Genomic DNA, 19,061 nt, shown 5'->3' on the forward strand with positions numbered 1-19,061 from the left:
CCCATGTTTGATGAAGCCGACGATATCCATCCGCTTTTTGCCGGTGCGCCTTCAACCACCGAGTTCAAGAAGCTGCGCAAGCGCATCGTGCGCCAGACGCGCGAGGCCATTGAGCAATACGGCATGGTGGACCGCACCGCCGAAGGTAAAACACCCCGCTGGTTGGTCTGCCTGTCGGGCGGCAAGGACAGCTATACCCTTCTGGCGGTGCTCTACGAACTGAAATGGCGCGGTCTGCTGCCCGTGGATCTTCTGGCCTGCAATCTAGATCAGGGGCAACCGGGGTTCCCGGCAACAGTCCTGCCAGAATTCCTAGACCGTATGGGGGTGCCACATCGGATTGAGTATCAGGACACCTATTCCGTTGTGATGGACAAAGTTCCGCAGGGCCGCACCTATTGTGCGCTGTGTTCACGCCTGCGTCGGGGCAACCTCTATCGTATCGCGCGCGAGGAAGGTTGTTCCGCAGTTGTGCTTGGCCATCACCGCGATGACATCCTTGAAACCTTTTTCATGAACCTGTTCCATGGCGGTCGTCTTGCAACCATGCCACCAAAACTGGTGAATGAAGAAGGTGATCTGTTCGTCTATCGCCCGCTGGCCCATGTGGCCGAGGCGGATTGCGAGAAATTCGCCAAGGCGATGAACTATCCCATCATACCCTGCGATCTGTGCGGCAGTCAGGACGGGCTGCAGCGCCAACAGGTCAAGCAGATCCTCGATCAGTGGGAAAAGAACAGCCCCGGCCGGCGACAAGTGATGTTTCGGGCATTGACCAATGCGCGGCCTTCGCATCTTCTGGACCCAAAACTGTTTGATTTCGCAAATCTTTCGATCGATCCGATTCAAAAAGACGAAAATTCAGACGATATTCCCCAGTTACGTTAACGCCTGACTCAGATTGATTTCCTACGGTTGGCTTGCGCGATCCTAGCCCAAGCTGAAGGCCGTAAAACCTATGCGGAAATTCCTCTTTGTCGACCGTTGTTCCGAAACGCTGCGGATATTTCTCACCGGACCGCAGGTTCTGGCATTTATTCCCGCGGCGTGTTTAGCCGCCTTCTGGTTGGGCGGTGAACGTGCACTTGTTACCACGGCTTTGGGTTTGCCCCTTGCTTTTGCCGTCATCGGAAATTGGGGAAGCCGTTCTTATACAGCCCACAGTTCAGGTATGCGCCCCAGCGGCCTGGTTCCATATGACGTATTCCAATCAGAGTTGGAGGCGTTGAGTGAATCGGTCAGCAAATCAGGTGAGAATGCCGCCTGTATCGCAATTGCTTTGGACGGCTATGCCGAGCTTCAGGATCTGCACGGTCAGGCTGCCGCCACTCATGCAAAGCAGCAATTCAGTGATCGCATCCTGTCGATCATCCGAAATCAGGACATCTTTTCGCAGATCGATCAGAACCGGTTTCTCATTGGCCTGCATCCCTCCCCACATCTTGATCTGGAAGCTTGCATTCAAATGTCCGGCCGCATCCAAAGCGCAGTCGAAGAGCCGCTTTTGTTGAATGGCACAGGAGTTTACCAATCCTGCTCGATCGGGTTTTGCCTGCATTCAGACCTGCGACAGGCCGAGGCTGATGAGTGGATTGGCGCCGCCACCGCTGCACTGTCCGAGGCGCAAAGAAGCGGTCCCTCGACCATACGCGCCTATTCAACCGCGACCCGTCGGCGATCCCTGGTCCGAGCCAATTTGAGAAAAGAGTTCGAGGCGGCATTGGACAATGGAGAGATTCGGCCCTGGTTTCAGCCTCAGGTTTCAACGGATAATGGGAACATCACAGGGTTCGAGGCTTTGGCAAGGTGGGAGCATCCAATAAAAGGTGTTCTCAGCCCGCAGGTATTCCTGCCCTTCGCCGAGCAAGCCGAACTGATGGAGCGGCTAGGCCAAATCATGCGTCACCATGCTTTTGAAGCGATGCAAGCTTGGGATCGTGCAGCATGCGTTGTGCCCCGGATCGGTATCAATTTCTCATCCGATGAGTTGCGCAATCCCGGCTTGATCGACCGCCTGAAATGGGAGTTGGATCAGTTTGATTTGACACCGGATCGGCTGGCGGTTGAGATTCTGGAAACCGTGTTCTCTCGCAGGCCGGATGACGTGATCACCCGGAATGTAACCGGCATGGCTGCGCTTGGATGTTGTATCGACCTGGATGACTTTGGCACCGGACATGCTTCAATCGCCTCTATCAAGCGGTTTGACGTCTCGCGGATTAAAATTGATCGGACGTTTGTCACCAAATCCGATCAGGATCCCAGCCAGCAGCAACTGGTCAGCGCCATTCTGACCATGGCTGAACGCCTGAACCTCGAGACGCTCGCCGAAGGCGTGGAAACGCCCGGCGAGCACGCGTTGATGGCGCAATTGGGCAGTAACCACGTTCAGGGGTTCGGAATTGCAAAGCCAATGCCATTTGAGCAGACCCTGGATTGGATCGCGGCGCATCGTGCCAAGATCAGGGGTGCATCCAAGATCGGTCGCAAAATGGGATGAAATCTGCAATTACGGTGCGCCAAATCCAGCGCCGGAGCGATTTGATGGGCGATTCCGCTTGACCTTTGGGGCTGCACTCTGTTGAACCCACCGGGTGTGTTTCACTGCTCAAGGTGGCTGTCCCCGATGGACGATCAGAACAAAAATCTCATCCTTGCAACCGCGCTCAGCTTTCTGGTGATCCTTGTCTGGTTCGTGCTGTTCCCACCGCCGGAATCAACCACGACGCAGGACGCTGCAGAAATTGCAGCTCTGGAAGGCGACGAGGTGCAAACACCCAGCGCGACCAGCACCGTGGGTGAAGCCACAGCGACCGCCGAGGAAACACTGCCAGAGGAACAAGCCCCTCGCGTCAACATCGACACCCCCCGTCTGAAAGGCAGCCTGTCCCTGTCCGGCGGGCGGATCGATGAGCTGTTTCTGAAAGATTACAAAGTCTCGATCGAAGAAGGCGCGCCTATTGTTGAGCTGCTGTCTCCGGTTGGTTCGGAATCGGCTTATTATGCCCTTTACGGCTGGGCACCGGGTACAGGGGTTGCAGGTGCGGATGTTCCGGGCCCCAACACGCTCTGGACATTGGAAGAGGGTGAGACGCTTGGCGTAGACAGCCCCATCACGCTGGCCTGGGACAATGGCAATGGCCTGACTTTCCGCCGCACCATCGCGGTCGATCAGGACTACATGTTCACGGTTACCCAATCGGTTGAAAACGCGACCCAAACCGAGGTGGGCATGGCCCCCTATGGCATTCTTGCACGTCACGGTATTGGTGAAGATGGCGACCTTCCAGGCCTGAAAAACTTCTTCATCCTGCATGAGGGTGTGATCGGCATGGCGGACGGCACGCTGTCAGAAGTTGACTATGGTGATGTCCGCGATTTTGACATCGACCCGAACGAACGGGCGCAGGCCGAGGTCTATCAGGTCAAGGAAGATGGCTGGATCGGCTTCACGGATCACTACTGGATGACCACGCTGATCCCAGAGCCGGGCTCGACCTTCAAAGCAGCCGCAAAATATGACTCGCGCCGCAAAATCTATCAAACCGAAACGGTGCTGCCGACGCTGACTGTAGCGCCGGGTGAGACTGCTGAAGTGACCACACGCCTGTTCGCTGGTGCCAAGGAATGGGAAGCCATTCGGGAATACCAGGCCGAAGGTGTGCAGAAGTTCATCGACAGCATCGACTGGGGCTGGTTCTTCTTCCTGACCAAGCCGATCTTCTGGCTGCTGCACAACATCAACCTGCTGATCGGCAACATGGGCTGGTCCATCATCGGCCTGACCCTGATCATCAAGGCGATCCTGTTCCCGCTGGCTTTCAAATCCTACGTCTCGATGGCAAAGATGAAGGAACTGCAGCCCCAGATGGAAGCCTTGAAAGAGGCCGCAGGGGATGACCGCCAGAAGATGCAGCAAGGCATGATGGAGCTGTACAAGAAGGAAAAGGTTAACCCGGCCGCAGGCTGTTTGCCGATCCTGATGCAGATCCCCATCTTCTTCTCGCTGTACAAGGTGATTTTTGTCACCATCGAACTGCGTCAAGCCCCATGGTTTGGCCCGTTCCAGGACCTCAGCGCTCCGGATCCGACCTCAATTTTCAACTTCTTTGGCTGGCTGCCTTGGGCGGCACCGCAGCCTGAAAGCTTCATGGCGCTGATCTTTATCGGTATCCTGCCATTGCTGCTGGGTATCTCGATGTGGCTGCAGCAGAAACTGAACCCGGCACCGACCGATGCAACACAGGCGATGATCTTTGCCTGGATGCCATGGGTGTTCATGTTCATGCTGGGCGGATTTGCCAGCGGTTTGGTGGTCTACTGGATCGCGAACAACACGATCACATTTACCCAGCAATACCTGATCATGCGGAGCCAGGGCTATACGCCCGATGTATTCGGCAACATCAAATCAGGCTTCAAACGAACGACAAAGACGGACGACAAATGAGCGGTTCGGTCACCAGCATTTGGCGGCACCCGATCAAAAGTCACGGGCGTGAACGCCTTGATCGCATTACCATGATCCCCGGGCATACCATGCCCGGGGATCGTGTTTGGGCGGTTGCACATGAGGCGTCGAAAGCGGATGGATCGGAATGGGCACCCTGCGCCAATTTCAGCCGAGGCGCGAAGGCCCCTCAGTTGATGGCAATCTCGGCGCAGCTGCAAGGCGACTCGGTCACGCTGAGCCATCCCAATCGCCCCGATCTAAGCTTTGAGCCCGACGTGCAACAGGATACCTTTCTGGACTGGGTCAAACCGCTGATGCCTGCAGATCGCGCTGCGTCTGCCCGCATTGTCCGCGCCGCTAATCGCGGCATGACGGACAGCGATTTTCCTTCGATCAGTTTGTGCAACATGTCGTCGCATCGGGCGGTCGAACAGAAGCTAGGCAGGGATCTTTCTATCGCTCGCTGGCGCGGAAATATCTGGTTCGATGGCCTGCCGCTGTGGAATGAGTTCGACTGGATTGGCCGCGACATCCGGATCGGCGAGGCCGTTTTTCATGTGCGCGAACGCATCACGCGGTGTTTGGCGACAACCGCCAACCCTGAAACGGGTGAGCGGGATGCCGACACACTGGGTGCGCTGAGCAGCTGGGATCATCAGGATTTTGGCGTTTATGCCGAAGTTCTGGAAGGCGGCACCATTCACACCGGTGACGAGGTTCAGGTTCTATGACCCCACTTCCCTTTCCACTAGCTGAAACGCCAGATGAATTCGCAACGGAAACCGGTCGAAAGCTTTTTGCCGGGCCATCCGAATTCGTCAAAGGCGTCGTTGCCATGGATGGCCTGCCTGCCCCCGATCGGCTGGAGGTATGTTTCGCCGGGCGTTCGAATGTCGGTAAATCCAGCTTGATCAACGCGCTAACGGGCACCAAGGGGTTAGCACGTGCCTCGAACACGCCGGGGCGTACTCAAGAAATCAACTTTTTCACGCAAGGGCCTGAACTCTATTTGGTCGACCTGCCTGGGTACGGGTATGCGAACGCGCCGGTGAAGGTCGTGGAAAAATGGCAACGTCTGCTGAAACAGTATCTGAGTGGACGTCAGACCCTGCGCCGTGCCTTCGTCCTGATCGACTCGCGCCATGGGGTGAAACCTGTGGACGCCGAGATCATGAAGCTGCTGGATACCAGCGCAGTGACCTTTCAGTGCGTTCTGACAAAGGCCGACAAGGTCAAAGCAAAAGACCGGGAAAAAGTGCTGGACCAGGTGCGCGCCGCGCTTTCGAAACATCCTGCAGCCTTCCCCGAGATCGTGTTGACCTCATCCGAGAAGGGCGACGGCATTCCGACCCTGCGTTCGATCATTGCGCATCTGGAGTGACGCTGTTCAGCAATATCCAAGTCATGAGCTAAGGAAGCCGGGCTGCGCCCATCGGGTACGGCCCGTTCAGATTGGCTGTTTCCGCGATCCGGTCTTGGCACCATCCTCCAAACGCCCTAACACAGGGTCCCAGAGGGACAATCAGCCATGAAGACACGAGATATGAACCGGGATTGGATCGCCACCGCCGCCACATTGAACAGCGCCCTGCCCTATCTGCAGCGATACGACGGTGCGATTGTCGTCATCAAGCTAGGTGGCCACGCCATGGGCAGCGACGAAGCCATGGAAAGCTTTGCGCGCGATGTGGTGCTTATGCGTCAGGTTGGCGTAAACCCGGTCGTCGTGCACGGCGGTGGCCCGATGATCAATGCGATGCTCGACAAACTGGATATCCAGTCCAAGTTTGTGGGTGGTAAACGCGTGACGGACAAAGCCACAGTCGAAGTAGTCGAAATGGTCCTGTCGGGCCTTGTGAACAAGCGGATCGTGCAGGCGATCAATGCGCAGGGTGGCATGGCTGTGGGTCTGTCGGGCAAGGATGCCCATTTGATGATGTGCGAACAGACTGACGCCTCGCTCGGGTTTGTCGGCACTCCGTCCGAGATGAACCCCAAAGTCCTGCATGACCTGTTTGCGCATGATGTTATCCCTGTGATCGCGCCGCTGGGCGCAGGTCGGAATGGCGAAACCTTCAATGTGAATGGCGACACTGCAGCCGGGGCGATCGCCTCAGCTCTTAAGGCAGACCGCCTGCTGCTGCTGACCGATGTAGCGGGCGTCAAGAACGCAGCGGGCGATGTCGTGACCGAGCTCAAGGCTGGCCAAATTCGTGAGATGACGCGTGAAGGCACTATTGCGGGTGGGATGATTCCAAAAACCGAAACTGCGCTGGACGCGCTGCATAATGGCGTTCGGGCGGTCGTTATTCTGGACGGGCGCGCGCCCAATGCGGTGCTGCTCGAACTGTTTACGGAACACGGTGCCGGATCCTTGATCCGTCCTGATTAACGCCATAGTGATCTTCAACATCTTGCACCGGGCATTAACATGCCCGATTGTGAATGTATGGAGAACGAGCCCCTATTTCGCCTAAGCGTGTTTTTGATCCTGTTTGTTGTGTTTGCGGCGGCAGAGACAATTGCGCCAAAACGCTTACGAACCTGTCCGCGAAAAAATCGGTGGCTAACCAATCTATCAATCACTGTTTTGAACACACTGATGCTCAGGACTATGGCGATTGGGTTGCCCTTATTGGCAGTTGGCGCTGCCATTGATGCCGGGAAAAATGGATTGGGCGTTTTTAATTGGCTCGCCTGGCCAGGGTGGGTTGAGCTTATTCTGTGTGTGCTGATTCTGGACTTTGCAATCTGGCTACAGCATCTGATTACCCACAAGGTGCCAATCCTTTGGCGGCTACATCGTGTGCATCACGCCGACCGAGACATGGACGTCACTACTGCAGTCCGCTTTCACCCTGTTGAAATCGCGTTGTCCATGATCCTGAAAATCGGGCTAATCTATCTGCTCGGCGCCAGCGCCCTGGCTGTGTTCCTGTTCGAGATCCTTCTTAGTGGCACAGCGTTGTTCAATCATTCAAACTTGAAGCTCCCCCTTGCCGTTGACGCTGTGGTACGTAGGATTCTTGTGACACCCGATATGCATCGCGTACATCATTCGGTATTCCGAACAGAGCATGACAGCAATTATGGCTTTGCACTGTCTATCTGGGACCGAATGCTGGGGACTTACATCGCACAACCTCGGGACGGGCACGAACAAATGAGCGTGGGATTGGAATGGCAGGACGATCGACCAACAAAACTGGGCTGGAGCCTGGCTCTGCCCTTCCGCCGTTGATGACCTACGCCAATGTCGAACGAGCAGCCACTCAGGTTGGGCTGATAGTTATGGGTGCACTTCATCCAAGGCCCAGTGAAGCAAAGCAACTTGATGACGGAACCCTAATCCTTCTGGGGGCTGCGGGGGCATTCTGGCCCGCTCTGAAGGCCTCGGCTGAGTGGCAGGATGGCCAACCCGACCCGGTTGATCGCTGGTCCAGACGGGTGATCGGCCAGCTTGCGCGGGACATGAGGGGCACCGCCTACTATCCGTTCGGCGGCCCACCATACGCACCCTTCATTGACTGGGCACTTAAGTCCGGTCGCACCTTCAGCAGCCCGGTCGGGGCCCTGGTGCACGATACGGTAGGGATGATGATGTCATTCCGTGGTGCGTTGCATTTTGCGGATGAGTTCTCAATTCCATCCGTTTCTCAATCGTCACCCTGCACAGAATGCCCCGCGCCTTGTGCAACAACCTGTCCGGTTGGGGCATTGAACACCCACAGCTTCTATGACGTGGCAGCCTGTCATGATCATCTCGATACCAAAGCGGGACACAGCTGCATGAATAAAGGCTGCCTTGCCCGGCTCGCCTGCCCTCTCAGCGCCGGCGCAGAGCGCCAGCCAGAGCAATCTGCGCATCACATGAAAGCATTTCACCGATCATGACCCGCACACTGATCCTAATGCGCCATGCCAAGTCCAGTTGGGGCGATCCCTTTGCCGAAGATCACGACCGCCCGTTGAACAATCGAGGACGCAAATCGGCCCCCGCGATTGGGGCGTGGCTGCAAAGCAATGGCTGGCTGCCGGATGACGTTATCTGCTCAAGCGCCAAGCGCACCCGGGAAACGTGGGACAGATTGGGGCTGAGCACCCCGGAATTCCGCTTTACCCCCGCCTTGTATCTGACAGGCCCCGATGAGATGTTCGCCGAATTGGCCACAGCCACCGGCAATACCGTACTCATGCTGGGGCATAATCCCGGCATCGCTGCTTTTGCAAATCGGCTGGTACGCAACCAGCCCGATCATTCGAGATTCTACGACTATCCGACTTGTGCAACGACTGTAATCCGGTTCGATATCCCCGACTGGAATGCGCTCGAATGGCATCAGGGTGAGGTTCTGGGCTTCACGATCCCACGCGAGCTGCTGGAATAGAAAAAGGCGAGGTCGACACCCCGCCTTCTTGGTTTTCTTATCCGAATTTAGTGTCCCAGAATCTGGCTGAGGAACAACTTGGTCCGTTCGCTCTGCGGGTTGTTGAAGAACTCTTCCGGTTCGTTCTGCTCCACAATCTGACCGGCATCCATAAAGATCACGCGGTTGGCGACCTGGCGGGCAAAGCCCATCTCGTGGGTCACACACAGCATGGTCATGCCTTCCTCGGCCAGCTCGATCATGGTGTCGAGCACCTCTTTGATCATCTCAGGGTCCAGCGCCGATGTAGGTTCATCGAACAACATGATCCGCGGCATCATGCACAGCGAGCGGGCAATCGCCACACGCTGCTGCTGACCACCCGATAGCTGACCGGGATACTTGTCGGCCTGCTCAGGGATCTTCACCTTTTCCAGGAAATGCATCGCGCGCTCTTCGGCCTCTTTCTTGGGCGTCTTGCGCACCCAGATCGGGGCCAGCGTGCAGTTTTCCAGAATGGTCAGGTGCGGGAACAGGTTGAAGTGCTGGAACACCATGCCAACCTCGGACCGGATTTTGTCGATGTTTTTCAGGTCATTCGACAGCTCGGTCCCATCCACAATGATCGTGCCCTGCTGGTGTTCCTCCAGCGCGTTCAGGCAGCGGATCAGGGTAGACTTGCCCGACCCCGACGGCCCCGCGATCACGATCCGCTCGCCCTGATTGACGGTCAGATTGATATCGCGCAGCACGTGGAAGGCCCCGTACCACTTGTTCATGTTGGTGATTTCGATGGCGATTTCGTCGCTCACCTGCATTTTGGAGCGGTCGATTTCGCGTTCAATTGCAAGTTCAGACATGTGTTGAACTCCTTAACGGTGGCCAGTCTGAAGCTTGCGCTCCAGGTACATGGAATAACGGGACATGGAGAAGCAAACCACGAAGAACAGAACGCCGATAAAGGCAAACAGTTCCCAGTAGACGCCGTTCCATGCGGTATCGGCGCGGATGCCGTTGGTCAGACCAATCACGTCGAACAGACCGATGATCGAGACCAAAGTCGTATCCTTGAAGATACCGATGAACGTGCTCACGATGCCCGGGATCGAGATTTTCAGCGCCTGTGGCATGATGATCAGCCGCTGCGCCTGCCAGTAGTTCAGGCCCAGACTGTCTGCGCCTTCGTACTGACCACGCGGCAGGGCGGCCAGACCACCCCGGATCACCTCGGCCATATAGGCGGCCGAGAACAGGGTCATCATGATCATCACCCGCAGGATGATGTCAAAATTAGTGCCCGGCGGCAGGAACAGGTTCAGCAACAGCGATGCCACAAACAGCAGGGTAATCAGCGGCACGCCCCGAATGAACTCGATAAAGCCCACGCACAGGTATTTGACGATCATCAGATCGGACTGACGACCCAGCGCCAGCACGATACCGATAGGCAGCGAAACACCAATGGCCACGACACCCAACAGGATCGCTAGCATAAAGCCACCAAAGTCGCGGCTTTCCACCGGCGCGATACCGATCGGAATGATTGCATTGATTGCGTCAGCCACGGAACCGGCAGCAAACAGCCACCATAGTATGGGCAGCGCAATCGCAAGGATAATCGCGGCAAGAGACCCGGCAACCGGAAGCGCAAACTTGTACGCGAAATACCCGATGGCAAATCCGGCGGCGACCATGAGCGGCCCCCAGATCGACCCACCCCACATCAGCCAAGGCAGCAGGAACGGATAAGCCGCCGTTACAATCAACAGCTTACGCGGCACCTTAGTGAACAACACTGGCGCAATAGCAACCAACAACAGGATGAAGGTCAGGTTCGGACGGAAATAGGCCGGCCATGCCCCTATTTCAGGCGGGTTCGACCATGTGGCATCCGGATGCGCCGGATACGGCGGATAGAACCCATATAGCAGCTGTAGCCAACGATCCTTGATCACACCCCAGCAGGCATGACCATGCGTATCGCCCCACGTAGCCATCATGATCTCACGACATTCCGACAGGGAATTGGCGTTCCAAACGGATTCGAACGTCCAGGACAGGATGTTGGAGAGCACATAGTAGATGAAGACCAACGAGACGATCGTCAGGATCGCGTTCAGCCAGCTTGAAAACAGGTTATGCTTGATCCAGCCCAGTACACCGACCTCGGAGGCGGGTGGTGCCTGTTCCGGCAACATTTCCGTGCGGACAAATGAAACATCACTCATATTACCGCTCCACCAGTTTGACACGGTTGTTGTACCAGTTCATCACCGCCGAAATGCTCAGCGAGATGGACAGGTAGACCAGCATCAGCAGCAGAACGCATTCCAGCTCGCGACCGGTCTGGTTCATTGTGATGCCACCCAGCGTACCCGTGATGTCCATATATCCGACCGCGATCGCCAGTGACGAGTTCTTGGTCAGGTTCAGATAGTTCGAGATCATTGGCGGGATGATCACCCGCAACGCCTGCGGCAAGATCACCAGACGCATGGTCCGGCCCGGGCGCAGGCCCAGTGCGGATGCGGCCTCGGTCTGACCCTTGGAAATGGCCAGAATACCGGCGCGCACGATCTCGGCGATGAATGCCGCAGTGTACAGCGACAGGGCCAGCCACAAGGCAATCAGCGAGTTACGAAGGTGGGTACCGCCGCTGAAGTTGAAGCCTTTCAGCTCAGGGTAGCCCAGGTGAAAACCCAGAACGCCCAGCAGGATGGCTGATGGCACGAACAAAAGGCCCAGTTGGATGTGCCAGATGGTCGGGCGATCGCCGGTCTTTTCTTGCGTTGAATTGGCCCAGGCCGAAACCTTACGCATCGCAAAGATGCTGCCGCCAAACACGATCAGGAAGGCGATCAGGTCAAGCGAAACATCAAAGCGCAGGCTTGATGTACCGAAAAGGTGGATATCGCCCAATCCGCGCGAGAACAGAAACTCGGGGATATAGACCCCGCGATTTGTGACCGCGACCGTGCCAAAAAGATCCATCGTGGCTTCTGGGTTTTCACCTCGGAAGGCGCGCGGTGCTGGCAGGCTTTCAATCAGGATCGCCATGGCGAACACGATCCAAAGCAGCACTGGAACGTTACGGAACATCTCGACATAGACTGTCATGATCCGCGCGATCAGCCAGTTATTCGACAGGCGCAAAACACCGACCATGACACCGATGATCGTTGCTGTGATACAGCCCAGAACTGCAACAACCAGAGTGTTTAGCAGGCCTATAAACGCTGCGCGCAGATGGGTATCGCGCGAGTCGTATTCCAGCAGGCGTTGGTTGATGTCATAGCTGGCCGGTTCGGCAAAAAAGTCGAACCCGACTGTTCTGCCCAGCGTTTCAAGGTTCTGAATGGTGTTGTTGATAATCCAGGCTGCCAGAAGCATGAAACCGATCATCGCTATGACCTGAATGGTCGCAGATCGGTACCGCGTATCATAAAGGAGCATGGACAGCCGGAAGTGCTCCTTCGGCGGGTCAGTGAGTGTCGTCATGACCTATGTATATCCCCGTGCATCCCGGATGTTGGCAGAGTTTGCCTCTGCTCAGATCGTTCCGGGCGTGTTTCTTATGGAAGGAAAAAGGGCGCGGGTTCCCCCGCGCCCTTTTCCGTGGATCTTAGCGGAAAGGCGGTGCGTACAGCAGGCCACCATCGGTCCACTGTGCGTTCAGGCCGCGTGCCAGACCGATCGGGGTTTCCTCACCGATGTTCTTGGCAAACACTTCGCCGTAGTTACCGCCGACTTTGATCGCACGCTGTGCCCAGTTCGCGTCCAGACCCAACATCTCACCCAGCGTACCTTCGGTACCCAACAGGCGGTTTACCTCTGGGTTGTCGGTGGCACCGCTGGACATCTCGTCGATGTTCGCCGAGGTTACACCCAGCTCTTCCGCTGCGATCAGTGCGTTCAGGGTCCAGCGGACCACATCGCCCCACTCGTGATCGCCGTGACGGACCAGCGGGCCCAGCGGCTCTTTCGAGATGATTTCGGGCAGGATCACGTGGTCGCCTGCGTTTTCAAAGGTGGCGCGCGTAGCAGCCAGACCCGATGCGTCGGTGGTGTAAACGTCACAGGCACCAGCCAGATACTGCTGCTGCGCTTCGGCGTTGGTTTCGATCGGAACCGGCTCGTAGCTCATGTTGTTGATGCGGAAGAAATCCGCCAGGTTAAGCTCGGTGGTGGTGCCGGTCTGGATACAAACTGTTGCACCGTCCAGTTCCTTGGCCGAGCTGACGCCCAGTGCCTTGGGAACCATGAAACCCTGACCATCGTAGTAGTTGATGCCGACGAATTCGAACTTCAGGTCGACGTCGCGGCTGAAGGTCCACGTGGTGTTACGGGCCAGCATGTCAATCTCGCCCGAAGCCAGCGCGGTGAAACGCGTTTTACCGGTGGTCGGGATGAACTCAACGGCGCTTGGGTCGTCCAGTACGGCGGCGGCTACCGCGCGGCATACGGCCACGTCAAAACCCTGCCACTCACCATTGGCATCGGGGCTGGCAAAGCCGGGTACGCCGGTTGCGACGCCGCAGTTCAGCTTGCCGCGGGCTTTCACGTCGTCAACGGTACCCGCTGCAGCTGCGCCAGCAGCCAGGCCGGCAATGGTTGCCACGCCCAAAATTACGGATTTTTTCATTTTTACCTCTTCCTGATTTTCCATCCCTGAATGGAACGGTTCGATCCGGCGCATAGGCGCCAGAAAGGTTACCCAAAAGGTGTCTCCCCTTTAGTGGCCCGAGTTTGGGCGTATTCATCAACAAACGTCAAGGGCTGGATCAGGGAAAACGATAGGTCTTTTCTGCCAGAATCGGACACAAATTCACGATTTGACGAGAATCCGTCTCAGAACGAGAGGTCAAAGAACTGCTTTGCGTGCAGAAAGGCGGCCCGTTTCACTTCGGCGGCAGCATGTGCCTCATCGTCGTGGCCCCATTGTTCGATCTGCCAAAGCTCGTCCAGCCGAGAAATGCGCCATATCTCGTCCGGTTTGCGCCAATTCTGCGCAGCGGCAAAACCAAGAATCAATGACCCCGACAGGCTGACGAGGTCATGAAACGCCGCCAGCTGGAACGCATTCAGGCCAAGCACCCGGCTACGAAGACGTTGCAGCGCTTCGGCAGCTTGCGGTTGATGCACCACCCCGGCGCGCGGAATCAACCGTGCGCCCAGCGCGTCTGCAGCCCAATCCAGGGCGGGGTCCCAGACCTCGGATTGCCGTCTTTGCAACGTTTCGGGATGGGTCGCCCGATAACACAGCAGATCCGAGTCGCCGTAATCGGCCAGCATATCGGCAACCTCACCATGCTGGTGCCGCACCTTGTCAATCGCCGCATTGGCCGAACGGGTGAACGGCATCGTGGTCGGATCAATTTCCTTTTCCTGCGCATCCCATTCCCGTGCAACGGCCTCGGCCATGGCGCGCGTGGGCAGGTCCATCGCAGCCTTGGCGGGCGTTTTGACCCGCCGACCATCCAGTTCAACCGTATAGCCCCCGTCGGTCTCAACGACCGTGCTTGTCGTCCAGAAGCGTTTGGGTTTCCACTCGCTCATCTCTTTAGCCCCAGATCTTTGCCAGTGCGCCTGGCAATTCTTCGAATGTTTCGATCACATGTGTCGCGGCCGTCAGTGCCCGACGATCGTGATAACCCCAGCTGACACCGATCCCGGCAACTTGCGCGGCTGCGGCCATATCCATGTCAAAGCTGGTGTCGCCCACCATGACGGCTTGCGCAGCCGGCACGCCCGTTTCAGCCAAAGCTGTTTCTATCATCGACGGGTGCGGCTTGGACGGATGGTGATCTGCTACCTGACGAGTAATAAAATGCTGCTGCAACCCATGCCCTTCAAGCAGCGCATCAAGCCCGCGCTGAGACTTGCCTGTGGCCACTCCCAAAAGTACCTCGGTCTGAGCGTGAAGAGCCTCAATCACTTGGCGCGCACCGGGATACAGCGGCGAGCTTGCGGCGCCCTGCTCCAACCTTTGCGCGTGATAGGCCTGCTTATAACCGTCAACCAATGCGTCTTGTATCCGTTCGGACTGATCTGCTGCCAGACGCGCCATTGCATGGGGCAGAGATAAACCGACGATGGACAGGATCGCGTCACGATCCGGGACCGGCAGTGACTGCGCCTGAAAACAGGCGGTCATTGCCGAAACAATGGCACCCTGACTATCGACCAGAGTGCCATCCACATCAAACAGGACCAGCCGCAATGGGGCGTTCATCGCAACTCCTCAAACGGATCATCTGCAGCGAGGTCTTCGGTCCAGCCCAGCGTATCCCAGCTGTGTTTCATATGATCCGGTAAAGGCGCCGTAAGCGAGATGGGTTTGCGGGTCATCGGGTGTTCAAAGGACAGGCTGCGGGCGTGAAGGTGCAGCTTTTTGCTGATGATACCTCCCAACTGCGCGCCCCAGCCATCGCCGAGGTTTTCCTGCCCCGAGCCGCCATATTTCCCATCGCCAATGATCGGGTGGCCGATCGCCGCCATATGTGCGCGCAGCTGATGGGTCCGCCCCGTCACCGGCTCCATCGCAACCCAGGCTGCCCGCCCTGCAACGCGATAGAGCGTTGCATAGAGCGTATGCGCGCGTTTCGCGCCGGGCGTATCGTTCACCTCGCTCGGATGAACAGCGATCATCTTCTCGCCTTCGCCATGCTTACCATGCCCCGGTGCCTTGACCAGCCCGGTCTTGATTTCGCCCAGGTACGGAGTTGGAACACCAGCTACCAGCGCCCAATAGATCTTTTGGGTGTTACGATGCCGGAACGCAGCGGTCAGCCCCTTGGCAGCCTCGCGCGTGCGGGCCAACAGCAGTACGCCCGAGGTGTCTTTGTCCAGCCGATGCACAAGGCGCGGGTTCTCGTCATACCCAAAGCGTAACGCTTCGGACAGGCTGTCCACATGGCGGGTTTGACCGCTGCCACCCTGAACTGGCAAGCCATGCGGCTTGTTCAGCGCCAGCACGTGATCGTCTTTATAAATCACGCAAGACTGGATCATCTTTGCGTCAGCGTCCGAAACACGATGCTTTACGACAGCGGGCTTATGGTCGGCGTCTGGCAGCGGCGGCACGCGCACGGACTGCCCGGCCTCTAGCCGCGTCGAAGCTTTGACCCGACTGCCATCTACGCGCAGTTCACCCTTGCGGCACATCTTCTCGATCCGGCCCTGGCTGACATGAGGAAACAGGCGGCGCAGCCAACGATCCAGCCTCTGGTCGCCATCGCCCTCTGCTACGGTGATCACCTGTACGCCGCTCATGCCATTGCCCCTTGTTCCGCACGGCTGATCCGCCCGGATTGTGCTTGTTTCAGTGCCTTAGAAATCATGCGCGTCTGTCGCGCGCATCGGGTGCAAAGTCAAGTCTAGCCCTGATTGCGTTGCGTCCTCAGCTTGGCGAAGTATTCCAGCCGTTTTTTCAGCTCGCGCTCAAAACCACGCTCTACCGGCTGATAGAGAACCGGGCGCTTCATATCATCCGGGAAATAGTTCTGACCCGAGAACCCATCTTCGGCATCGTGGTCATAGGCATACCCTGCACCATATCCCTGATCCTTCATCAGCGATGTCGGAGCGTTCAGGATATGTTTGGGTGGCGGTTCACTGCCCGATTGCTTGGCCAGCCGCATCGCCGCCTTATACCCCACATAGGCCCCGTTCGATTTCGGAGCGAGAGCCAGATACACCAACGCCTGCGCCAGTGCCAACTCGCCCTCGGGCGAGCCCAGCCGTTCATAGGTTTCCCAACTGTGCAGGCAGATCGATTGCGCCTGAGGATCGGCCAAACCGATATCTTCAACCGCCATCCGCGTGATCCTCCGCGCCAGATAGCGCGGGTCTTCGCCGCCGGTCAGCATCCGCGCAAACCAATACAGCGCCGCGTCAGGGTCCGATCCACGCACCGATTTGTGCAGGGCTGAGATCAGATTATAATGCTCATCCCCCGATTTGTCGTATTTTGCGGCCCGCCGCATCAGGCGCGTCGACAATGCATCCGGGTCCAGATCGGCGTCCACTTTCCAAGCAGCTACCTGTTCAATCAGGTTCAGTAGTGCGCGACCGTCGCCATCCGCCATCTCCTGCAGCGCCTCGCGGGCGGCAGACGTTAGTGGCAAGGCGCGGTCAAGCTCTTTCTCGGCGCGTTGTGTCAAACGCTCAAGATCAGCAAGGCTAAGGCGTTCCAGAACCAACACCTGAGACCGGCTGAGTACCGCCGCGTTTAGCTCGAAGGAAGGGTTTTCGGTCGTCGCGCCAACCAGGAGGATCGTGCCGTCCTCCATATGCGGCAGAAACCCGTCCTGTTGCGCTTTATTGAAACGGTGGATTTCGTCAACAAATAGTAAGGTGCCCTGCCCGTTCTGACGACGGATTTTAGCAGCCTCAAATACCTTCTTCAGATCCGGCACACCGGTAAAAATCGCGCTGATCTGTACGAAATGCAGATCGGTCTCCTGCGCCAGCAACCGGGCGATGGTTGTCTTTCCTACACCCGGCGGGCCCCAGAAGATCAGGCTGGACAGGCTACCTGACGCGAGCATCACCCCCAATGGCGCATCTGGTCCCAAAACCTGCTCTTGCCCGATCACCTCAGACAGGGATTGTGGGCGCAAGCGATCCGCAAGCGGCCTGTGCGGCGAAGCGGTTGGTTCCGCAGAACCGGTATCGAACAAGTCACTCACGGATCACAACCGAAACCGCAATGAGATTAACCGGCTTCCCCGCTCAATCTCCATCTGTACCCGGCGACCTGGATCGGTCAGGGCCTGAACGATATCCTCCGGTGTCTCGGTTCTGGTTCCGTTGATACCTTTTACGACATCGCCCACACGCAATCCTGCGCGGCCGCCATAGCGGCTCGGATCAACCACCACGACGCCGGTCTGAGACAGCGACAAGCCAAGCTTTACGATCACCGCCGGATTTACGCCCGAAACGATCAGACCTGGCATGACCGTATCCTCGTCCAGCGTAGTCTCATCCGCCGCAGGCGTTTCAGGCGGTTTGATCAGCGCCACTTCAATATCCGAGCGGTCTTCGCCCCGCAGCCGAGTCAGGACCGACTTTCCACCTACCCCGGCAACAGCCATGCGAAATTTCATCTCGGCCGGAGAATTCACCTCGTCTCCGTCGACATGAGTGACAACGTCACCGACCCGCAGACCCGCTTCTGCCAGCGGACTCAGTTCATGCAAGTCAGAAATCACCACACCTAGAGGGATGGCCATACCCAGAGACTCGGCTATGTCCGCGCTCATGTGTTGACCGGCCATTCCTGCCCAAGGACTTACGAAGCTTTCGTTTCCAGACTGCGCCTGCCGCAGGAATTCGGCTACCAAATTGGCCGGAATGGCAAAGCCGATACCGTTCGACCCGCCCGAGCGGGTCAGGATTGAAGTATTGATACCAATCAGATCACCATTCACATCGATCAGCGCGCCACCGGAATTGCCCGGGTTGATCGCCGCATCGGTTTGAATGAAGTACCCTCGTGCGTTTCCGGTTGCAGTTCCGGTGCGCGCCAAACCTGAAATAATACCTGACGAAACAGTTTGGCCGACGCCGAACGGATTGCCGATCGCCAGCGTCAATTCTCCGACCTCGACCTGATCGGAATCGCGCATCTGCAGGAAAGGCAGATCGTTTGCCTCTTCCAACCGCAAGATTGCAATGTCGCTTTCTTTGTCGCCCAAAACCACCTCGGCAGTGAATTCACGACGGTCGGTAGTCACGACCTGAATTTCCGATGCCATCCCCACAACGTGGTAGTTTGACACCACATACCCATCACCAGTGAGGATCACGCCAGAGCCGAGCGAATTCTGCACACGGGGGCGTGGCGTCCCAAATCCACGGCCAAAGAAGTCCTGAAAGAACGGGTCAGAAAACAGCGGATTTGCCCGCCCTTCGCGCACAATCTTGGCGTAGATGTTCACAACCGCCGGGGCAGCCTGCTTTACGACAGGGGCGAACCCGAGGCTGATTTCGGTCTGGCTTTTTGGTACCTGCGTCTCCGCGGCTGCCGGTATTGCGCCCATCAGCAATACTAGGGAACACAATAGTCTTAGCATCATCGGCCCTCCGGCAATATCGCCAACCGGATATGCGGGGCCGATGCAAAGATTGCAAGCGACATAACCCGCTGCCTTCGACAATGCTGAGGACCTACCGCTTTCTTTTGAGCTATTCGCACAAATATCCTGCTTGAGCATTATGGCTTCGCAAAGCGTTGC

The 19,061-nt window shown here is 57.2% G+C and carries 18 protein-coding genes; 9 read left to right on the forward strand and 9 right to left on the reverse strand.

Going from position 1 to position 19,061, the window contains the following annotated elements; all coding sequences use genetic code 11:
- Positions 1-3 precede the first annotated feature (3 nt).
- The 9 genes from ttcA to AC2TEM_RS20920 all read left to right on the forward strand — a co-directional run bounded on the left by ttcA (position 4) and on the right by AC2TEM_RS20920 (position 8,841).
- Positions 4-888: a tRNA 2-thiocytidine(32) synthetase TtcA gene (gene ttcA / locus AC2TEM_RS20880; RefSeq protein WP_170402750.1), complete on the forward strand. Its 885-nt coding sequence runs from the start codon at positions 4-6 to the stop codon at positions 886-888.
- 70 nt (positions 889-958) lie between these two features.
- Positions 959-2,500, forward strand: a complete 1,542-nt coding sequence (locus tag AC2TEM_RS20885; RefSeq protein WP_170424576.1) for a GGDEF domain-containing phosphodiesterase — start codon at positions 959-961, stop codon at positions 2,498-2,500.
- A gap of 126 nt (positions 2,501-2,626) precedes the next feature.
- On the forward strand, positions 2,627-4,450 hold the full coding sequence (gene yidC / locus AC2TEM_RS20890) for a membrane protein insertase YidC (protein WP_480856394.1): 1,824 nt from the start codon (positions 2,627-2,629) through the stop codon (positions 4,448-4,450).
- Positions 4,447-5,184, forward strand: a complete 738-nt coding sequence (locus AC2TEM_RS20895) for an MOSC domain-containing protein (RefSeq protein WP_480707640.1) — start codon at positions 4,447-4,449, stop codon at positions 5,182-5,184. Before yidC ends, AC2TEM_RS20895 begins: the two co-directional genes overlap by 4 nt.
- Positions 5,181-5,834 (forward strand): ribosome biogenesis GTP-binding protein YihA/YsxC, encoded by a 654-nt coding sequence (gene yihA / locus AC2TEM_RS20900; protein WP_170402761.1) that lies wholly within the window; start codon positions 5,181-5,183, stop codon positions 5,832-5,834. Before AC2TEM_RS20895 ends, yihA begins: the two co-directional genes overlap by 4 nt.
- Before the next feature lie 147 nt (positions 5,835-5,981).
- Positions 5,982-6,845 (forward strand): acetylglutamate kinase, encoded by an 864-nt coding sequence (gene argB, locus AC2TEM_RS20905; RefSeq protein ID WP_170424570.1) that lies wholly within the window; start codon positions 5,982-5,984, stop codon positions 6,843-6,845.
- Positions 6,846-6,902: 57 nt separating this feature from the next.
- Entirely contained in the window at positions 6,903-7,694 is a 792-nt protein-coding gene (locus tag AC2TEM_RS20910) for a sterol desaturase family protein (RefSeq protein WP_170424567.1), read from the forward strand.
- Positions 7,694-8,347: a ferredoxin gene (locus AC2TEM_RS20915; RefSeq protein ID WP_170424565.1), complete on the forward strand. Its 654-nt coding sequence runs from the start codon at positions 7,694-7,696 to the stop codon at positions 8,345-8,347. Before AC2TEM_RS20910 ends, AC2TEM_RS20915 begins: the two co-directional genes overlap by 1 nt.
- Positions 8,344-8,841 (forward strand): histidine phosphatase family protein, encoded by a 498-nt coding sequence (locus AC2TEM_RS20920; protein WP_170424563.1) that lies wholly within the window; start codon positions 8,344-8,346, stop codon positions 8,839-8,841. Before AC2TEM_RS20915 ends, AC2TEM_RS20920 begins: the two co-directional genes overlap by 4 nt.
- A gap of 47 nt (positions 8,842-8,888) precedes the next feature.
- On the opposite strand, the gene AC2TEM_RS20925 is transcribed toward AC2TEM_RS20920, so the two are convergent.
- The 9 genes from AC2TEM_RS20925 to AC2TEM_RS20965 all read right to left on the reverse strand — a co-directional run bounded on the left by AC2TEM_RS20925 (position 8,889) and on the right by AC2TEM_RS20965 (position 18,899).
- Positions 8,889-9,680, reverse strand: coding sequence for an amino acid ABC transporter ATP-binding protein (locus AC2TEM_RS20925; protein ID WP_304621965.1), 792 nt, complete (start codon positions 9,678-9,680; stop codon positions 8,889-8,891).
- 12 nt (positions 9,681-9,692) lie between these two features.
- Positions 9,693-11,048, reverse strand: a complete 1,356-nt coding sequence (locus AC2TEM_RS20930; protein WP_170424561.1) for an amino acid ABC transporter permease — start codon at positions 11,046-11,048, stop codon at positions 9,693-9,695.
- Position 11,049: 1 nt separating this feature from the next.
- Positions 11,050-12,318, reverse strand: a complete 1,269-nt coding sequence (locus AC2TEM_RS20935) for an ABC transporter permease subunit (protein ID WP_170392881.1) — start codon at positions 12,316-12,318, stop codon at positions 11,050-11,052.
- Between the two features lie 124 nt (positions 12,319-12,442).
- On the reverse strand, positions 12,443-13,462 hold the full coding sequence (locus AC2TEM_RS20940; protein ID WP_170392882.1) for an amino acid ABC transporter substrate-binding protein: 1,020 nt from the start codon (positions 13,460-13,462) through the stop codon (positions 12,443-12,445).
- Between the two features lie 206 nt (positions 13,463-13,668).
- Complete coding sequence (locus AC2TEM_RS20945; protein WP_170424559.1) at positions 13,669-14,376, reverse strand: ATP12 family protein; 708 nt, start codon at positions 14,374-14,376, stop codon at positions 13,669-13,671.
- Positions 14,377-14,380: 4 nt separating this feature from the next.
- Entirely contained in the window at positions 14,381-15,052 is a 672-nt protein-coding gene (locus AC2TEM_RS20950) for an HAD-IA family hydrolase (protein WP_170424557.1), read from the reverse strand.
- Positions 15,049-16,092: an RluA family pseudouridine synthase gene (locus AC2TEM_RS20955; RefSeq protein ID WP_170424555.1), complete on the reverse strand. Its 1,044-nt coding sequence runs from the start codon at positions 16,090-16,092 to the stop codon at positions 15,049-15,051. The genes AC2TEM_RS20950 and AC2TEM_RS20955 overlap by 4 nt, the downstream gene beginning before the upstream one ends.
- A gap of 104 nt (positions 16,093-16,196) precedes the next feature.
- A complete protein-coding gene (locus AC2TEM_RS20960; RefSeq protein ID WP_170392886.1) occupies positions 16,197-17,510 on the reverse strand; it encodes a replication-associated recombination protein A in 1,314 nt (437 codons plus the stop codon).
- Positions 17,511-17,513: 3 nt separating this feature from the next.
- Positions 17,514-18,899, reverse strand: a complete 1,386-nt coding sequence (locus AC2TEM_RS20965) for a trypsin-like peptidase domain-containing protein (RefSeq protein ID WP_170425250.1) — start codon at positions 18,897-18,899, stop codon at positions 17,514-17,516.
- Positions 18,900-19,061 lie beyond the last annotated feature (162 nt).

This window comes from Ruegeria sp. HKCCD3925, from assembly GCF_057221175.1.